The sequence below is a fragment of the Pseudohaliea sp. genome (genome assembly GCF_054552115.1).
This window is the reverse complement of sequence record NZ_JBTOLW010000012.1, coordinates 77,879-94,900: the sequence shown is the minus strand read 5'-3', so window position 1 is coordinate 94,900 and position 17,022 is coordinate 77,879. Positions and strand designations below refer to the sequence as shown.

General features: G+C 58.4%; 16 protein-coding genes, 1 tRNA gene and 2 riboswitches. Of the genes, 5 read left to right on the top strand and 12 right to left on the bottom strand.

Features of this window, described 5'->3' with window-relative positions; all coding sequences use genetic code 11:
- Nucleotides 1-137: 137 nt before the first annotated feature.
- From ACX93N_RS08150 to ACX93N_RS08130, 5 genes are all read right to left on the bottom strand, one after another.
- Nucleotides 138-1,325, bottom strand: coding sequence for a type II restriction endonuclease (locus tag ACX93N_RS08150; protein ID WP_459427909.1), 1,188 nt, complete (start codon nt 1,323-1,325; stop codon nt 138-140).
- Nucleotides 1,326-1,360: 35 nt separating this feature from the next.
- Nucleotides 1,361-1,816, bottom strand: a complete 456-nt coding sequence (locus ACX93N_RS08145) for a very short patch repair endonuclease (RefSeq protein WP_459427908.1) — start codon at nt 1,814-1,816, stop codon at nt 1,361-1,363.
- Nucleotides 1,809-3,092: a DNA (cytosine-5-)-methyltransferase gene (dcm, locus tag ACX93N_RS08140; protein ID WP_459427907.1), complete on the bottom strand. Its 1,284-nt coding sequence runs from the start codon at nt 3,090-3,092 to the stop codon at nt 1,809-1,811. The genes ACX93N_RS08145 and dcm overlap by 8 nt, the downstream gene beginning before the upstream one ends.
- A 151-nt stretch (nt 3,093-3,243) precedes the next feature.
- A complete protein-coding gene (locus tag ACX93N_RS08135) occupies nt 3,244-3,798 on the bottom strand; it encodes a hypothetical protein (protein WP_459427906.1) in 555 nt (184 codons plus the stop codon).
- Entirely contained in the window at nt 3,795-4,115 is a 321-nt protein-coding gene (locus ACX93N_RS08130; RefSeq protein WP_459427905.1) for a hypothetical protein, read from the bottom strand. Before ACX93N_RS08130 ends, ACX93N_RS08135 begins: the two co-directional genes overlap by 4 nt.
- Before the next feature lie 39 nt (nt 4,116-4,154).
- Nucleotides 4,155-4,260, bottom strand: a riboswitch (SAM-I-IV-variant riboswitch).
- A gap of 143 nt (nt 4,261-4,403) precedes the next feature.
- Nucleotides 4,404-4,498: riboswitch (SAM-I-IV-variant riboswitch) on the top strand.
- 558 nt (nt 4,499-5,056) lie between these two features.
- Between ACX93N_RS08130 and ACX93N_RS08125 the strand changes: the two genes are divergently transcribed.
- The 3 genes from ACX93N_RS08125 to ACX93N_RS08115 all read left to right on the top strand — a co-directional run bounded on the left by ACX93N_RS08125 (nt 5,057) and on the right by ACX93N_RS08115 (nt 8,556).
- Nucleotides 5,057-5,677: a hypothetical protein gene (locus ACX93N_RS08125; protein ID WP_459427904.1), complete on the top strand. Its 621-nt coding sequence runs from the start codon at nt 5,057-5,059 to the stop codon at nt 5,675-5,677.
- A gap of 576 nt (nt 5,678-6,253) precedes the next feature.
- Nucleotides 6,254-6,538 carry a hypothetical protein gene (locus tag ACX93N_RS08120; RefSeq protein WP_459427903.1) on the top strand — a complete coding sequence of 95 codons (285 nt, stop codon included), beginning with the start codon at nt 6,254-6,256 and terminating at the stop codon, nt 6,536-6,538.
- Between the two features lie 548 nt (nt 6,539-7,086).
- Nucleotides 7,087-8,556, top strand: coding sequence for a TIR domain-containing protein (locus tag ACX93N_RS08115; protein WP_459427902.1), 1,470 nt, complete (start codon nt 7,087-7,089; stop codon nt 8,554-8,556).
- A gap of 79 nt (nt 8,557-8,635) precedes the next feature.
- Here the strand turns inward: ACX93N_RS08115 and ACX93N_RS08110 are convergent, their stop codons facing one another.
- The 7 genes from ACX93N_RS08110 to ACX93N_RS08080 form a co-directional block, all read right to left on the bottom strand.
- Nucleotides 8,636-9,178, bottom strand: a complete 543-nt coding sequence (locus ACX93N_RS08110; protein ID WP_459427901.1) for a hypothetical protein — start codon at nt 9,176-9,178, stop codon at nt 8,636-8,638.
- A 36-nt stretch (nt 9,179-9,214) separates the two neighbouring features.
- Nucleotides 9,215-9,988 (bottom strand): choice-of-anchor U domain-containing protein, encoded by a 774-nt coding sequence (locus ACX93N_RS08105; RefSeq protein ID WP_459427900.1) that lies wholly within the window; start codon nt 9,986-9,988, stop codon nt 9,215-9,217.
- A gap of 1,323 nt (nt 9,989-11,311) precedes the next feature.
- On the bottom strand, nt 11,312-11,629 hold the full coding sequence (locus tag ACX93N_RS08100) for a hypothetical protein (RefSeq protein WP_459427899.1): 318 nt from the start codon (nt 11,627-11,629) through the stop codon (nt 11,312-11,314).
- Between the two features lies 1 nt (nt 11,630).
- Nucleotides 11,631-12,251 carry a hypothetical protein gene (locus ACX93N_RS08095; protein ID WP_459427898.1) on the bottom strand — a complete coding sequence of 207 codons (621 nt, stop codon included), beginning with the start codon at nt 12,249-12,251 and terminating at the stop codon, nt 11,631-11,633.
- Nucleotides 12,248-13,453: an Arm DNA-binding domain-containing protein gene (locus tag ACX93N_RS08090; RefSeq protein ID WP_459427897.1), complete on the bottom strand. Its 1,206-nt coding sequence runs from the start codon at nt 13,451-13,453 to the stop codon at nt 12,248-12,250. Before ACX93N_RS08090 ends, ACX93N_RS08095 begins: the two co-directional genes overlap by 4 nt.
- Before the next feature lie 12 nt (nt 13,454-13,465).
- Entirely contained in the window at nt 13,466-13,696 is a 231-nt protein-coding gene (locus ACX93N_RS08085; protein ID WP_459427896.1) for a hypothetical protein, read from the bottom strand.
- 630 nt (nt 13,697-14,326) lie between these two features.
- Nucleotides 14,327-14,403 (bottom strand) — tRNA-Met (locus tag ACX93N_RS08080).
- 229 nt (nt 14,404-14,632) lie between these two features.
- Between ACX93N_RS08080 and ACX93N_RS08075 the strand changes: the two genes are divergently transcribed.
- Together ACX93N_RS08075 and ACX93N_RS08070 are read left to right on the top strand one after the other, a co-directional pair.
- Nucleotides 14,633-15,676, top strand: a complete 1,044-nt coding sequence (locus ACX93N_RS08075) for an SDR family oxidoreductase (RefSeq protein WP_459427895.1) — start codon at nt 14,633-14,635, stop codon at nt 15,674-15,676.
- The gene (locus ACX93N_RS08070) at nt 15,673-16,983 is read left to right on the top strand and encodes a nucleotide sugar dehydrogenase (protein ID WP_459427894.1); all 1,311 of its coding nucleotides are present in this window, start codon (nt 15,673-15,675) and stop codon (nt 16,981-16,983) included. Before ACX93N_RS08075 ends, ACX93N_RS08070 begins: the two co-directional genes overlap by 4 nt.
- Nucleotides 16,984-17,022 lie beyond the last annotated feature (39 nt).

Sequence of the window (17,022 nt, the reverse complement as noted above, 5' to 3'; positions counted from 1 at the left end):
CCACTGAGAGCCATGCTCTCCCTGATGCTCAAGCACCATGCGAACAGCTCGCTCCCGGAACTCCGGTGGATACTTCGGTCGTTTGTTCATCGCTCCATCCTCTCAAGGTCTGGAGCCTCCGACAAACCCGGAGCGATTCAGTCAACCAATCCGCTCACCTCAACAACAAACTCACTCAGAGACATCAACCACGCTTGCTGTTCTGGTTTGTAGGACCGGTGCAAATTACTGGGAAGAACCAGCTGGAGATTATCGGACTGCATCTCCGAAGTCTGCTCCTCGCTGATGGCCGGCTCCAGTGTGAGCAGATGCTTACTGTTGATGCGCGCTGCCTCTGAGAGCACCTGGCGCCATCGGTCCTTGCATGTGGACTTCACGCCAAGCATGTAGAGTGATGAATCTGGATAGCTCTGATCCGCATAGGCTGCTGCGCTGGGGAACAGGAAATCTGGCTTCTTTCGGCCTTCAGTGTACGAGCCACGCGAGTAGGAGAGCCCCAAGCACCTGAAGACCTCTTCAAGATGATTTTCAAGCGCGTATCCGACCCTCGACTTTCGCCTGTTCTGTACACTCAGAGAAAAGCTTACGAATCCATCGACGTCAGCCTCACCGTCAACAAAGAAGCCCTGCTCCAACCGGCTTGCGACGATGCGTTTCTCAAGCCTCCGAAACAAGGCCTCTTCCCTCTCCATCCATGCCAGAAGGGCCTCATCTGGACCATCACGAGGATCAACGTCACGGAGAGAATCTCTTGCCAATCTGGAGAGTACGGCAGTGGTCGGGAACTCTAAGCCGAATGGCTCTACGAGGCTGTCAAGCTCACTCGCTGCCACCTCCTCGACTTCAATACCAATTTCTTCGAGGATAGAACGCTGGACGAACCCTAGGGTTTCGTCAGACTGGGACAAATCCCGGCACTCCAACTCCAGTCCGCGTCCAACGCTTACCGGAACATCAAACAACCAGAGCAGCTGACCCTCCATTGTCGATCCACCGGGTGCGATAACCCCCAGAAGGGATCCGTCTCGCTGCTTGGCGACCACCAGTAAGTCTCCGGTGGTCGCGCAATCCACCACAGCGTTGGACGTGTAATAAAGATGGTACTCGCTGCTCCGATCGGGGTCATTCGCCCGAGCGTCATACCAAGTCATCGAACCTCGTTCAGTGAACACCTCGCCCTCTCCACCGAACCATACGAAGAGAGTTGGACAACCAGTGATTTTTTCATCGCCCAGGATTCTTCGGAGTCCGCTCACTCCCTGAAATTCATGTTGATTGGATTCGCCCGGCATCACCTCGACCGCTGTCAGACGCTTCGCGGCCACACCAGTGAAGTGGCCTGATAGAGCCCCTCTCCTCACTACGAATACCCGCTCATCTCTGCAAAGTCATCGGTTCCCAGGAGCCATTCGGCAATTGCGGGCACCACGTCTGTAGAGGCAAGACGGGTGCGCCCCTTCAGGGAGCACTCCCAGACGATCATCACACGCCAGCCAGCATCTTGCAGGATATGGAGGTTCCTCTCGTCCCGAGCTTGGTTGGCTTCGATCTTTTCCTTCCAGAACTCACGACGTGTCCCGGGGAGCCGGAAGAGGTGGCACTCATGCCCATGCCAGAAACAACCATTGACCAGCACTACCGCTCCGAAGCGCGGAAAAACAAGATCAGGCCGACCCGGGAGGCGCTTGTCATGAAGGCGGTAGCGGAAGCCCAGTGCATGCAGACCTCTTCGAACCAGTAGTTCCGGGCGGGTGTCACGCCCGCGGATGCGCGACATGACCTCACTGCGCTTGCTGGCTGTAAAGACATCAGCCAACCGAAAGTCCTTGAGGAATCTCCAGGGCCAGTTCGCGCTGCCCGAGGTTTGCACGCATCGCATCGTGGATGTGAGGAAGCATGTAGGCAGCCACCGACTCCACCACAGGGACGATGACTGCGTTGCCGAACTGCATGTAGGCCTGGGTATCAGAAACTGGGATTTCAAAGCGGGGGCGACCGGGGCGGTCGAAGCCCATCAGCCTTGCACACTCACGAGGCGTCAGTCGGCGGGGACGCTTGCGCTTCTGCCGGACCAGTATTTCGGAACCATCCTTGTAATACCTTGCAGAGAGAGTCCGTGCCACATCATCGGGCCCTACTAGCCCGAACCCGAATCCGTTCCCTTTGGAGCGGTGCTTCTCCGCGTACCCCTGCAGGTAGCTCCAGAGCTTTGGGGAAAGGGTGTATTTGTCCGACACTCGCGCGCGAGCACCCGTGGTATAGGGGTGCTCGGCTTCTTCCGAGCCATCCTCCGGGTGCAGCACTGCTGACATGCGCGGCCCTGTTTCGATATCTGGAAGCTTGAGGCCGTCGAAGCTGAATCCAGTATCCTTGCGGAAGCCCGCAATGAAAATACGCTCTCTGCCCTGTGGTACAAAACTTCGTCCGTTGATGACGCGCCAGTCGATGTGGTAGCCGAGATCCTCCTCCAGAGTCTTGCGGATCACCCGGAAGGTATTGCCCTTGTCATGGTTGACGAGGTTCTTGACGTTCTCCAGCAGAAAAGCAGCGGGTCTGTGTGCATCGATGATCCGCGCGACATCGAAAAACAGCGTGCCTTGCGCCTCGCATAGAAATCCATGGAATCGGCCGAGAGAGTTCTTCTTTGATACCCCCGCAATCGAGAACGGCTGGCATGGAAAGCCCGCGAGCAGGACATCGTGCTCGGGGATCGCCTCAACCGGTACCTTTGTGATGTCGCCCTCGATGCCGTGATCGCAGTCAAAGTTGGCGAGATAGGTCTGGCGGCTCCGTTCGTTCCATTCACTGGTAAAGACGCAGTTACCTCCCACTGCCTCGAAGCCAGCCCTGATTCCCCCGATACCTGCAAAGAGGTCGATGAACGTGAAGCTCGGCTCGCTGATAGGCAATGTTAAGTCTTGCAGCATGCGCCGCATCAGATCAACAGCAACGCGCGGAGCGGGGCTCTCACCCGTTTCCCAACGACGAAGTGTGCGCGCAGACTTGCCAAGCTTCTCTGCCAGCTGGGCGCGCGGAATGCCCAGACGCTCGGCCAACGCCTTGAATTCGTTGATGGTCACCGCTTTGTTCACAATAATCTCCGCTGGGAACGTTTTGGACATTTTGTCCGTGAGCGACTATCGACGCAAGCAGAACGCTCAGGATATGTATGCAAACGCTACATATTTTGGCACTCCTACTTGAGGGTTGGCAGGAACCACACGAAACCACGGCCAGCCCCTTCTATCCGACTACCAGTTGAACTCCCGCTCCCAGCTCGTTCAATCGGGTCTGCAACAGGCTCAGGTCCAAGGCCGTGGCGGCCTCAACCCCGAGGTAATCGTTGCCCGGGCAGGGGCCGTCGATGAACTCGATCTCGCCGGCCTTCTCTCTGCCATGGCCCCGCAGTGATCCAAGGTCATAGCTATCGAGCAAATGGTAGGCGCGGGCATTCGGACTGTCTTCCCTGCACCAGGTGTCGAAGTACTGCCAGAAGTCCATCTGGTCATCGAGGGCCATGTCCCAATTCTCTTCGGCAGTTTCCATATCCCAATAGCCGTACCTCTCGACGTACTCGCGCAGCGTCATCGACTCCGGAGGTTGCTCGTCGGGGTCACCAAGGAGGAGTTGGTATCCGTCTCCATAGGTGCGGGCGGTGAGGATGCTCGGATTGGGCACTTGTGGTGCCTCAAGGATCGCTTCACCGAAGTTGTCGTAGGCGGCCAGTGCACGATCAAAGAACTTCGGCAGGATGAGACCGGCACCGATGCCAACGAGGAATTCTCGCCGCGAGATCATGGTTGCGATGCCTCATGCCTGGCCAGGAGCGATCTCAGTTCAGCACCGCGCTTCATAGCCTGAGTGCCGCCGCCGGCCCGGGCGAGTTGTGCCCGATGGAATCTGCACTGAGCGTCCCAGCTGGCCTCGGAATCCTCTAAGCACAGGCAGCGCGCATAGGTGGCAAGCAATCGGACCGCCACCGGATCAAGCCCGGCGTCGACGGCTTGTGTTTTCAGGACCTCGCTATCGTCGTACTCCTCGGCTGGGTGCTGGAGGAAGAACAGCGATAGTTGCCGCGTCATGCGGTGCGTGAGTGGTTTTTCAGCTTCTGACATGTAGACCTCCCTGGGACGCAGAGAGGCTCGGAAATATGCGGATACCCATTTGGTTGCCGGGTTGGCCACATCCCCCGGATGTCCGGGGCACCACCTTGCCTGGGTAGGCAGGTTGGCGGAGCAGAGCTCTCTCTTGATGATGCGGTGAACATAGCACGCGAAAATGCGATGCGCTTTCACGATCGCGCTGTTGATCCGCAAGTCTGTCGCCGCGCAAGCGGATGTGCATGAAAACGCGACAGGTTTCGTCGCAAGGTTTGACCGCGAAGCTAGGGCCGATGATAATTGGCGCGGCATCAAGAAGGGCATAGTCCCGCCAACCGCCCGCTCCGGGAACGGTGGTCAAACGATGCGCCAGATAACTGGAACACATAGGAGAGCCTCATGATCGTTCATCCCTGCCCCCAAAACCTTTCCGTTTACCCTAGCTCGGGAGTTCCTTCTAGTGCTGCCAGGATTACGCCTGCTCTCATCAAAGCGCTGCGCGGTCGGTTTCGTCTGGATTGGCTCGGCATTCACGGTGTTCGGCACTGGGCTCGAGTGCGTTATACCGGACTGTTGCTGGCGGCTGAGACCGGCGCCGATGTTGCGGTAGTCGAGTACTTTGCCTTCCTGCATGACGCCCTTCGCCTGAATGATGATCATGACCCAGGGCACGGCATGCGGAGTGCCGAACTGGCAGAGGACTTAGGTCCAGGACTGGTACGGCTGAATACGCGGCAGCTACAGCTGCTTCAGACTGCCTGCAGTTTCCACAGCGATGGTTACACAGACGCTGATATCACCGTAATGACCTGCTGGGATGCTGATCGCCTAGATCTAGGCCGCGTAGGTATTGAGCCCTCTCCACGGTATCTGTGTACCCCGCAAGCACGACAACCCGATTTCCTTGCAGCTGCCTACCGCCGCTCCATAGCGCCCCTCGCGGCGGGAGATGCAGCATGATGAATCGCAGAAAGCTACTGCGTGGAAGCCTTCTCAGCGCCTGCGCCGCACCGACACTGGCGATCTCAGCAGTGGCTGATGAAAGTCCTTATAGATTCCCCTCCGTCCGCTGGGTAAAGGTTTGGGCGTTAATGGAAGACAGCCATCCAAGCTTCCCGAAGTACTGCAATTCCCTTTACGATTGCGTCTCGCTCTGGGTGGAATTCGACCGGCTGACGGGCGCCTACGAGCCTGTCTCGCCTTACGATGATATCTACAGATGGCCACTGGCGAACGCGTTCGTTGGGCGGGACGCGGAGATTCCGGAGGATTGGCAGCCGGAGCAGTGGCCGCGATGCCTGCCTCTCCCTCCCTGTGATATCCAATGGGAGGAACGCGCAGGGTTTCTGTATGCCCGACAGGGCGCGAAGCAAAGATGGGTTATTCCCCGCTACGTGGTGGTAAACATCACGCGGGATATCACAGAAGGCCTGGACGGCTCTAGGCCCCGAGATCGCCGCGACGAACTACGCCACCATTGGAAGCACTGCGATCTGCTGACGGGAGAGATGGTCGAGTGCGCGGCTGATGATCCCCTTTACGATAGCCCCTTTGCGGCTGAGCCCGTGCTGACCTGAGTTCTCGTGGCATCAGGCTGATCTGCGAGGCAATGTACGAAAGCACTTCCCCGCGCCCCTCTCCCGGCCGCAGCGGCCAACCATGGGCGTCCCCATGCGGGCCCCCTGAACGCCCCACAGCGTGCCTCTCTGGCGCCCTTGTAGGACTCCCCGGCGCAGCACCGGGGCCGGGCATGGGGGCAGGGCGACCAGCGGCCCAGATCCCCAGAAATCCAGCTTTCCAGTTTTCCGCGTTGCACCCATGGCGTGCCCCCATGGCCGGAATGCTGGGCGGGCTGGAATTCTAGAATTCTGGCGCGCTGGGGGCAGCAGGGGCGGCAGTAACCCGCCGATCCGTGGACCAAACAACAATTCCAGTGTTCGTTACATCGTAGCCGGTCCGCCTACGCGACATGTGTATCTATCCAGCTTGGCATAGCAGGGCAATAAGATATCGTATGGCGACCTATTCCATCTAGGGCAGACACAGCACCGAGCGGAGGAGTGAGTTCAGTGAGTGATTCAAATCTTGATCAGTCGCCACGAGAAAGGTTAACCACAAGAGAGCACATTCGGACACCTCTGCAGGTTACCGTCGTGCAAGCCATGTTCGAGCTACGCCTGGCCAGGCACCCGCGATTCGATGGTCTTGACGAACATCGTGCGTCACTGAGCCTGAAGCGGAGATTTATTTCTCCAACCATGGCGAAGTTGGATAGTGCCGTGGCTGAGTTAGCATTGGCGCGTGCAACTTATGCAGCGATGTACACGTACCTTGAATCGACCATGCCTCCGCATTTTCTGCCGCGAGGTGATGGACAGTTAGAAGCAATGGAAGAGGTAATCAAGGATCTTGGTGGGGAACTCCCCGGCATACGTTGATGAAAGCCCTGTGTGCAGTCTTCTTTTCTTAGGCCGCATTTGAAGTTGTAACCTGGCGCCCTCCAATTAGACGTAGCCACACGTTCCTCGTCGTTCTACGAGAAGTCTGGAAGTAAGGGTCAGATGAGCAAGAAAATTGAAACAGTCGCATACAGATTCTTCTACTCACCCCCATGCAGTCACTCTGGGCGACCTCGGTTTTCAAGGTCTTTTTCTTCGGCCCATTAACGGTCGCTAGGCGATCTGCGGCTTGCTGAGCGAGCTGGCGTTGGCTACCTATATGGAAGCAGATAAGGATAAAGAGAGCATGGAACGCCTGTGGGAGCGAAAAGTGCGCGATCAGCTGCAGCGGCGATTCGCACGCAACTGGTAGTTGGCAGTAGCTGCTCGTGTTGCATCAAGATAAAATAATGTGAAACTGTCATTTCACAGATTTAGGCAGGATCGCACGGCTAAAGACGTTTAGTGATGTACAGGCATGTTCAGCAAAACATGGATTCCCGTCCAGCATCGCCGATTGGTGCGGGTCATGCAGTGAGGTTAGGGTCTTGAAATATCCGCTAGAAGAAATCTTTCGCACGGAAGGTGTGCCGGAGTTTACGTTTGTAAAGCCTCCGAACTACAATGAGATATTCCTCGATATCCGCAGTTCGGGAAAACCCACGATCATCGAAGGCCAGTCAGGTACTGGCAAAACCACTGTCGCGAAGAAGGTGATTGAGCAAGCCTTTCCGCAAGGTGATTTTGGATATCTATCGGCTCGGTCTACCGGAGATATAGAAAAGGTTCTGGAGATATCTCAGGGCACTCTGCTGGGTCGCTGGATTATAGATGACTTTCATCGTCTGGATTCAGATGTCCAAGCTCGTATTGCTGATCTGGTTAAGTTGGCGGCCGAAGATTTCGATCCATCAGCACACCCTAAGCTTGTTTTAATCGGAATAAACAAGGTTGGTAGTGAGCTCATCAATTTGGTGCATGACATTGCCAAGCGCTGCGGAATACATCGGATTCAGCCTGCTGATAAAGAAATCGCGGCCGAAATTATTCGGAGAGGTGAAGATAAGCTGAATATTTACCTAGACAATAAAGATGCGATTTTCGCTGAAACCGGTGGTGATTACTGGTTGACGCAGCTGACCTGTCAGGCGATCTGTTTGGGCGATGGCGTGATGGAAACGCAGGTCGATCGAAAAAGAGTACCATACAGGCAAGCTGAAGTTCGAGGTCGAATTATTGGCCGACTTGACAATACCTATAGGGAGCCAGTTAAAGAATTCTCTCGAGGCAAAAGGTTTCGACCGACCAATGATCCATATTTTCGCCTGCTTCGTCTCATAGCTGCTCAAGCCTCATCGATTGCAGATTTGAACGAGTTGGCGAATGCAAATCCTGAAGTGCGGGGAAGTATTAACAACATTAAAGATCGACGCATATCCGTCGTGCTTGAGTCAAAGCCTATCTGCGATCGTTATTTCTATTACAATCCGGAAACCAAGACATTCGCGATCGAAGACCCTGCATTTTTTTATTATTTGCAGCACATAGACTGGGAGGATGTTCGCCGGGACTGTGGGTTTAGAGATGATCCTCATCATTATGATTGGGATTTTGCAATCTCTTTCGCCGGAGAAAATCGTGTTTTGGCTGAGTTGATCGCTGACTTGCTGGAAGTTCTTGACTGTACTGTGTTTTATGATCGCTTTTATGAGGCCAATTACTTAGGCAAAGCATGGTCGGATCAGTTCAGGGAAATCTTTGGCCATCGAGCACGTTATGTTGTCTGCCTGCTCGACGCTCACCATGAAAAGAAAATATGGCCTACTTTTGAAAGAGAAATCTTTTCGCAACGCGTGGAGGATGGTGCTGTAATTCCTGTTTTTCTTGATGAAACTCGTTTTGCGGGTGTCCCTCGAGACATCGTGGGTGTGGATTTCAGGGGGCGAGATCCACACGATACTGATTTAGTTACCGACGAAATCGTGCTCAAGCTCGAGGAGAAGCTCAAAGATAGTTAGCGAAAGCAGGATTACTGGTGCTCGACTTTCTACGCTGTCGACCTTTACGCATTTTAGCTCGCACGGCGTGCGTGCTTGATCAAGCAGCCTGATCCGCAGACTCCTGATCCTGGCTTTCCGAGCTGCCGCTCTCCGCACCCAGCGCTTCCAGCTCCTGCACCCGCCGCTCCAGCGCCGCCTGCGCCTTCCGGCTCTCTTTCAGCGCCTTCTGCAGGCTCTCGTTGTCCTTCTGCTTCTCGGCCAGCTTCTTCTTGCTCGCATCGAGATTCTTCTTCATGCGCGCCGGATCGAACTGATTCAGCGCCTTGTTCTCCTCGCGGACCGCGTTGAGGTCCTTCTGCAGGGCTTTCAGCCGCTGCTTCAGCTCGGCGATCTCGCCCTGGAGGTTGTCGGCGCGGTTGTGAAGCTCGCGGTTGCGCTGCTCGACCTTCTGGGTGTCGCTGGCCTTGCCGGTCAGTTCCTGGATGGTCTCGAGCTGCTTGTCGAGGGTGGCCTGGAGCTCGGCCTTCTCGGCGAGGGCGGCGTCGAGGGCCGCCTGCTTGTCGTCCAGCTGCTGCTGGTATTCGGCGCGGAGTTCCTGTTCGAGCTCCATGATTTTTTCGAGGCGGTTGGCTGTGAGCATAGGGTTCTGGGTTCTCAGAGGGTTGTCTGTATGGGATCAAGCATGGCGGGTGTTCCGCAGCCCGAGGAAGGCGAGCAGGGCACTCATCAGCGCGAGGCCTGAAGCAGGCAGCAGGGGAATGGCAGTACTCCCGCCGATGCCGGGTCCGACCGGGTCCACGATCTCACCGTTTTCGCTGCCATCGGCATCCAGGGGGCCGCCATCGGTTACGGTGTAGGTCAGCGTGCTGCCATTGATCGTGGCGCCGGGGATCGGTGCCCAGGGGTCGGTTTTCCAGGCGGTCGTACCGGCCGGGAGGGTTGCACCCACATCGAGGGTGACCTTGATGGTGGCACCGGGCGCGCAATTCGAGGCGGTAAAGGCAACAACGCCGTAGGGGAAGGTGGTGCTTTCCGGTGGATTTTCCGCTTCGGAAAACACCGGGTCCGCCGTAAAGCTGCAGCCCGCATCCTCGGTGGTGAAGCTGATGGTCCCGTCGGCGCCGCTGGGCAGGTCATCGGTGAAGGCCCTGCGGAACAACACCAGGTGCAGCGTGGATTCTTTCTGGATGTTGTAGTCGCTGAGGGTGCGGCCGTCCTCAAGCTGCTTGCCGGCAAAGACCAGGCGCTGCTGGTCCGGCGGAATGCCTTCCTTGTCCCGGATCTTCTGCTTGACGTTCTCGATGCTGTCGCCGGCTTCAACGTCCAGGGCGATGTTCTTGCCGCTGGTCAGCCGGACGAAGATCTGGAAGGCATGGGCGTTGGCAGCGCCGAGGGCCAGCAGCAGGGCGAGCAGGAGGTGGGGAAGAGGCGTGGTCTGCAGGCGCTTCAAGGCTCTATGTCTGTGCGGTTCCGTTCGCCCCGCGGGGCAGCTGGCGGGCAAAAAAAGGGGCTACATCGCTGTAACCCCCTGTCTCCCATAGGAATTTGGCTCCGCCTGCTGGGCTCGAACCAGCGACCCACTGATTAACAGTCTGACTGTGCCAAGCTTATCAGTTGAACACGTGGTCGAGTTCTCCAACGGACTCAGGCCCAGTTCCACGTTTCAAGGTCTCCACCAGGCGATGAAGGTACTCGTCCGTCGTAAACTGCCTGCCTTGTGCTCGCGCAGATGCTAGTTCCCGTCGCGTCCAGGATATCAGAGCTGCGGAGTTACTACGTGCACCGGCATCGCCCAATGCCCACACGAGGGTTCGCTCATGCCCGGTGATGTAAAGCATATCGCGCACGCACTCCTCAGCCCTCTTCAAGGCTAGATTGAGCTGCCTTCGTGCCCTGGCCGCTGCCAAGACCGAATTCAGCTCATTCTGATGGGCCATTTTGTACCGTCGACACTTTGATGCTCCTTGATAAGCAACGCTGAGCGCTTGGTTGGTAGCAACTTTTTCGTTCAAAGTATCGTTGTACAACCTTTGCAGCACGGCCAGATGCTCACCGAGAGCCTGTTGCCCTGAATTCCGGTTTTCTTTAGACATTGTGCACCCCCGATGCATAACGCAGTCGTGTACAAATGGCAGCTGAGCTCACTTGGGCGTCTGGCATGGGTTGAGATTTAGCGCCCTCACCCGGGCACCCCAAAACGGATCGTGTGGACGCTCTGCTGTAGGGCGCGGAAGTCGCGCTGTGTGCGCGGGCTGCGGTGCTACCTATAACGTCGATTCGCCATTTGGAGATGAGCTGCGAGGTCTTGCTAATCATGGTCGTCCTCCTCAGCGGCGATGCCGGCCCCATGCCGGTTCTTCGGTGCCGCTGAAGGAAACCTAACTACGGGCAGGAACTGTCGCTGAAAGAAGGGAAACGACGTGCGGCCGCCTGGGACATTGGATGTCACGGAATATTGGAAGACCCTCGTTGCAGGCCAGGGGTTGAAACTTTCCATCATGGATCGCTGCCGGCGAAGGTAGCTTTTAGCCTGTGTAGTGCCCCGTGAGCCTCATAACGCAGGTTTCGTCATCAGAACTGGCTTGAGGGAAGAAGCGCCGGTCGCTGTGCCCGCAGTGCCTCTTTCAATTTGCCTCTGCGAGGGGCAGCTTTGACTTTCGCAGGGCCATCGAGCCCCCGGCGTCCTGGTGGCGCCCTGATCTTCGGGGCTTCTGAGCAGCAAGTGGGTTCTCAGACCGTGGTCATTTCCAGGCCCAGGATGATGAGGTGCTCTCTAGTGATGCGACCAAAACACATGCTCGGGAATCACCCTGCGCACGTCGGCATCAATGCGGCGCGCTAATTCCCGGATGCTTGTCCCGGTTGCTTGTTCGAGCCGATTTGGATCATTTGCGATAACCCACAGGACCACTGCCTCCATATGGTGCTTGGACGGCAGCGGAAAGATGTATCGCCGATACATGACGCCATCGGGTTTGACACCGAGGTGGCTGCAGACCGAGCGAGCGATCTGAAAGGCGATTCGGCCGCGATTGGTGCCCTTCAGCTGGCGCCGTTCGAAGATCGGGTTGATATCAATGACCCGTCCCATGTCATGCGTCCTTCACCGCTGGAGTACTGGTCCTGCGGTGCTGCCAGCGTCTCGCTTTTTTGAAGAGGTAGCGGGGTGCGCGCCTCCTTGCTGCGTTGCTGTAGAAATCGGCTATCGCGGGTGCTTGATGGCCATCTGTCGGCAGGCCCTTTGATGCGCCATAGGCTGGCAGCCATTCAAACAACAAGTCATTGAGGTCGAACAGGACCTGCCGAGAGAATTCCCAGTTGTTCAGTCTCAGCGCCAGCATGAAGAGACGGTGTAGCCACCGTCGCGGGGGCGGTGAGAAATCGCTCAGATCGGTCGGCTCCTGACGTAGTTGCTCAGGAGCGATGAGGAGCCAATGGTAGATTTCTTCAGCGAGCCAGTTCGCAGTCGCAGACACGGCCAGTTGATACACCCGTATGGAGCAGGAATAGCGGTAGCTGGAGTAGTTCAGTTGCCGCGCCGTCCAGTACGCATCGGCTTCTGCTTGCTTTAACGGAGTATCACAGCGCAGCAGGGCTGCCTGGGTATGTTGAAAGACTGCTGCGTCGTGCACCATTTGATGATGCGCGGCAAGAACATCGTCGATTAACTTCAGTGCGTTGTCACGGCCCCGTTGCTGTTTGCCTGTCGTCATTCTTTTTCCCCCTCCTCGATGTTGCCCGGCGATTCGCTTGCCTTGGCCGTATGTGCCGCCCACAGTGCGGCAAAAGCTGAACCATCACGGCGGGTCAGGTTCGGAATCCATCGCGCATAGCGCTTGTGCGTGAGGGCCGAGTCCGTATGTCCCAGCATCTGTGCGACCCAGAGCGGGTTTTCGCCGGCCGCCAGCCATAACGTCGCCGCCGTATGGCGGGTGTGGTAAGGGGGTCTTGGCGGAATGTTGAGCAGGCGCAGGAGTGGGTACCACACGCGATTGCACACATTGCTGATCGAAAGCGGGTCGCCGTTATCAGTGCAAAAGACAAACTCGAATCGGCCGGTGCGCTTTCGCTGCGCCTTCAGGGCTGAATGGACTTCGTCGGTCATGACGATGTCCCGCGCCGACTCCTCGGTTTTTGTGTCGGTCATCGCACCAGCGACATAGCTCTCCCGGACCAGGATCAGGCGCCGGCGGAAGTCCACGTTTTTCCACTTCAGACCATGGATTTCACCCGTTCGCATTCCGGTAAAGAAACGCGTGGTCATGTAGGGGTGAAAGTCTTCGCGGACGTGGTCGAGAATGGCTTTCACCTCGTCCAAGGTGAAGGGCTCTACCTTGGTGCGGGGCACCTTGAGGAGCTTGATGCCTTTGTAGGGGTTGTCGAAGCCAAACCGCTCCGACGCTTCCTGAAGGACTTGGCGCAGGGGCACCATTACCGTGTTGATGCGAGCCGGGGACAGTCCCACCGAGCCGTTCTTGCGCGGAATCCGGGCCAACTGGTTTCTGAAGGCCAGGATTTCCTCCTTGGTGATCGCACTGACGGGCACGTCGCCAAAAGCCGGTAGAACATGCCTGTTCAGCGAATGCTCGAGGGTGTCGATATAGGAGGGCTTCCAGCCGATGCGGTTTTCCTCCATCCACTGCTTGGCGAACTCTTTGAAAAGCGGTGTTTTGGCAGCGCGACGTTCGATCTGGGTATCGTGCTCCGCAAACCGCCTGGCGTTGGGAGAATCGGGGAAGTAGGCCGCGTAATCGAAGGAGCCGAGGGTGATCTCGCTCTCAATCCGGCGCATGAGTGTTTTCATGCGCTTGCGATGCGCGGGCTTGTCCTCCAGGTTCGTTTGCTCGCGGCAGCGTACGCCGCGGTACCTGAAATCCAGGTAGAGCTTTCCGTGACGGGCGTTGATCGTTCCCATGAGTGCGCCTCCTTAGTTCACGCCGGCCATGAGATGGCTCACGGAACTCGGGCGGTGCATGTCTTCTTCGATGCGCTCCCAGAGGTAGAGGATTTTTCGTCCGCCAAAGGGGCGGATGTAATGGATGCCTTCGAGGAGCACCGCGTCTTTGAGTTGATTCCGGATCGTTCGGGGGTCGTACTTGATCCGGGCCGAGAGTTCTTCAGTGGTCAGATAGGTTGTTTCCGATGCAGATGCAGACATGGTTCATCTCCTGGTAACGGCCTTTATCCATGCAGGGGGCAGTGGATTTCTTGCCGTTGAGATGAACTTACCGGGGCTGGAAATGGCTGCTGGACGGAGGGAAACGGACGTCTCTGATCGCTTGAGGGTCACCGTAATGCCGGCCCGGGTAGGGGCCTTCCCCATCTACTTTCGGCCGCGCGCCGCCGAGAGGCGGCGTGCGGCCGCGGGGTGTAAGGCTGGCTTTACACCTGTAATCTGGCACGAGCAGGGCGATGTCCGCTTGCCGGCTTCGCTGGTTGCGGCTATCGCCCGCAGGTCAGCGTTTGATGACGCTCGACAAGACTGGCGGGAGAGAACTTGAAAGGGCGGGGTGGGGGCACTCTTAGTGCGAGGTGGTCACCGTTTGGTCACCACATGTAGCGCTGGGCGGTGTTCACAGCACTGGAAATGCTGTGGTCAGCTGCCGACTCGTGGTCACCGTTTTGGTCACCAGATGCGGCCCTGGAGGAGTGACTACAGCACTTGGCATGTTGTGGTCATTTTTCAACTTGTGGTCACCAAATGGTCACCATTTGGTCACCAAGCCAAAAATTCAACGCTTGATGAAAGCAGGGGGTCTGCTAAGCTGATGAAAATAAAGGGGAAAAATGGTAGCTACGGCTGGACTTGAACCAGCGACCCCAGCATTATGAATGCTGTGCTCTAACCAACTGAGCTACGTAGCCATAGTCCGTAAACTCTGCGCCGATCCGCAGGGACACGAATTTTCACGATAACCGTCCGGCAAGTCAAGCATCCCAGCCGTAGAGCCATGCTGTAGAGCCAGGCCGTGGCCGCAGCGCTCATCTGGCCCTATACTCGCGGCTTCGGCAGTCCGTATGGAAACACAAGCGCGCTTCGGCCATGTCCCGCAGCGGGTTGCGCATGCTTGCTACAGGCGTTCAAGGAGAGACCATGCTGCCTATTGATGCCGTTGAAGCCTCCCTGCGCGAGCGGCCGGCCGGCTGGCTGGTAACCGGTTGCGCGGGCTTTATCGGCTCCCACCTGGCGTCGCGGCTGCTGTCGCTGGGACAGCGCGTCGTGGGCCTTGATAATTTCGCCACGGGCCACGAGGCGAACCTCGATGAGGTTCGTGCCCGGGCGCCTGCCGGCGCCGAGTTTCGCTTTGTCGCAGGCGACATCCGTAATCTCGATGCCTGCCGCGCCGCGGTCGACGGCGTCGACTATGTGCTGCACGAGGCCGCGCTCGGCAGTGTGCCGCGTTCCATGGACGACCCCCTTGCCACCAACGCGGTAAATGTCGATGGATTTCTCAATGTCCTCGTTGCCGCCCGGGATGCCGGGGTCCGGCGCACGGTCTATGCCGCTTCTTCCGCGACCTATGGCGATGAGCCGGGCCTGCCAAAGGTCGAGGACAGGATCGGCGAACCGCTGTCGCCCTACGCGGTGAGCAAGACCGTGAACGAGCTTTACGCCGGCGTCTTCGCCCGCGCCTATGGGCTGGAGACCATCGGCCTGCGCTATTTCAACGTCTTCGGCCCCCGCCAGGATCCCGAGGGGGCCTATGCCGCCGTGATTCCGCGCTGGTTCGGCGAGCTCATGGCGGGGAAGCGCTGTCGCATCAATGGCGATGGCGAGACCTCCCGCGATTTCTGCCACGTTGATAACGTCGTGCAGGCAAATCTGCTGGCGGCGACCACGGGTCGGGAGGATGCCATCAATACCGTCTATAACATCGCCTACGGCAGCCGTACCACGCTGAACGAACTCTACGGTGCCATCCGCGACGCCGTGGCGAAAGCACGCCCGGAGGTCGCGGAGTTCACGGTGGACTACGGTCCGTTCCGCGAAGGTGATGTGCGGCATTCTCTTGCGGACACGGAGCGGGCCCGGGAGCGGCTCGGCTATGCGCCGACAGTGGATGTGCCCAGGGGCCTGACCGCGACGGCTGAATGGTTCATTGCCGAAGCGCAGCGCGAGAAGAGCGGTGACTCATGAATGAAACAGTGGCGATTGTCGGCCTCGGCTACGTGGGCCTGCCGCTGGCCGTGGCCTTCGGCCGCCGCCGCCGGACCATCGGGTTTGACTTGAACGAGGGCAAGCTTGCGCGCTACCGCGCCGGTGAGGACCCCAGCGGGGAGGTCAGCCCCGGCGCCCTGGCGGCGGCGCAGCAGCTGGAGTTCACAGCGGACCCCTCGCGGCTCGGGGAGGCGGCCTTCGTGATCGTGGTCGTGCCGACGCCGATCGACGGCGCGCGCCGGCCCGATCTCGCACCCCTGGAAAGGGCTTCGCGAGCCGTTGGCGGTCACCTCGCCCCGGGCGCGGTGGTGATTTTCGAGTCGACCGTCTACCCCGGCTGCACCGAGGAATTCTGCGTACCCATCCTGGAGGCCGAGTCGGGAATGCCCTGGCTCGGCCGCGAGGGCGCTGCGGCCGGCCGCGAGGGTTTCTTTATCGGCTACTCGCCGGAGCGGATCAACCCCGGCGACAGGAAGCACCGGCTCGAGACCATCACCAAGGTCGTTTCCGGGGATACCCCGGAGACCCTGGGGCGGGTGGCGGCGCTGTACGAGAGCGTCGTCGAGGCCGGTGTATACCGTGCCGCGTCGGTGAAGGTGGCGGAGGCCGCCAAGGTGATCGAGAACACCCAGCGCGACCTCAACATCGCGTTGATGAACGAGCTCGCCCTGATCTTTCACCGGCTGGGCATCGACACACTGGATGTGCTGGAAGCGGCCGGGACCAAATGGAATTTTCTGCCTTTCCGCCCCGGGCTGGTCGGGGGGCACTGCATCGGCGTGGACCCCTATTACCTGACCTACAAGGCGCAGAGCGTGGGCTACCACCCGCAGGTGGTTCTCGGTGGCCGCCAGGTCAACGACGGCATGGGCAAATACATCGCTGAACAAACGGTCAAACGGCTTGCCTCCCTGGGCCTCGCGGTGGCCGGTGCCCGGGTGACGGTGCTCGGGCTGACCTTCAAGGAGAACTGCCCCGACCTGCGCAATTCCCGGGTCGAGGACATCCTGCGCGAGCTTGCCGAGTACGGCTGCGAGGTACAGGTGCACGACCCGCTGGCGGATGTGGCTGAAGCCCGAGAGGATTACGGGCTGGTCCTGCTGCCCTGGGAACAGCTCGCCCCGGCGCAGGCGGTCATTCTCGCCGTGCCCCATGATTTCTACGTCGACCGCGGCGTCGACCTCTTCGGGGACTGTCTCGCCGAGGGCGGGGTGGTCATTGACGTGAAGGGTGTGATCGACCGGAACGCTCTCATGCAGCGCTCCATTGCTTTCTGGCGCCTTTGATCCCCGGCCGTCGCTGCCAGCCGGTACCGGGTTGTGGAA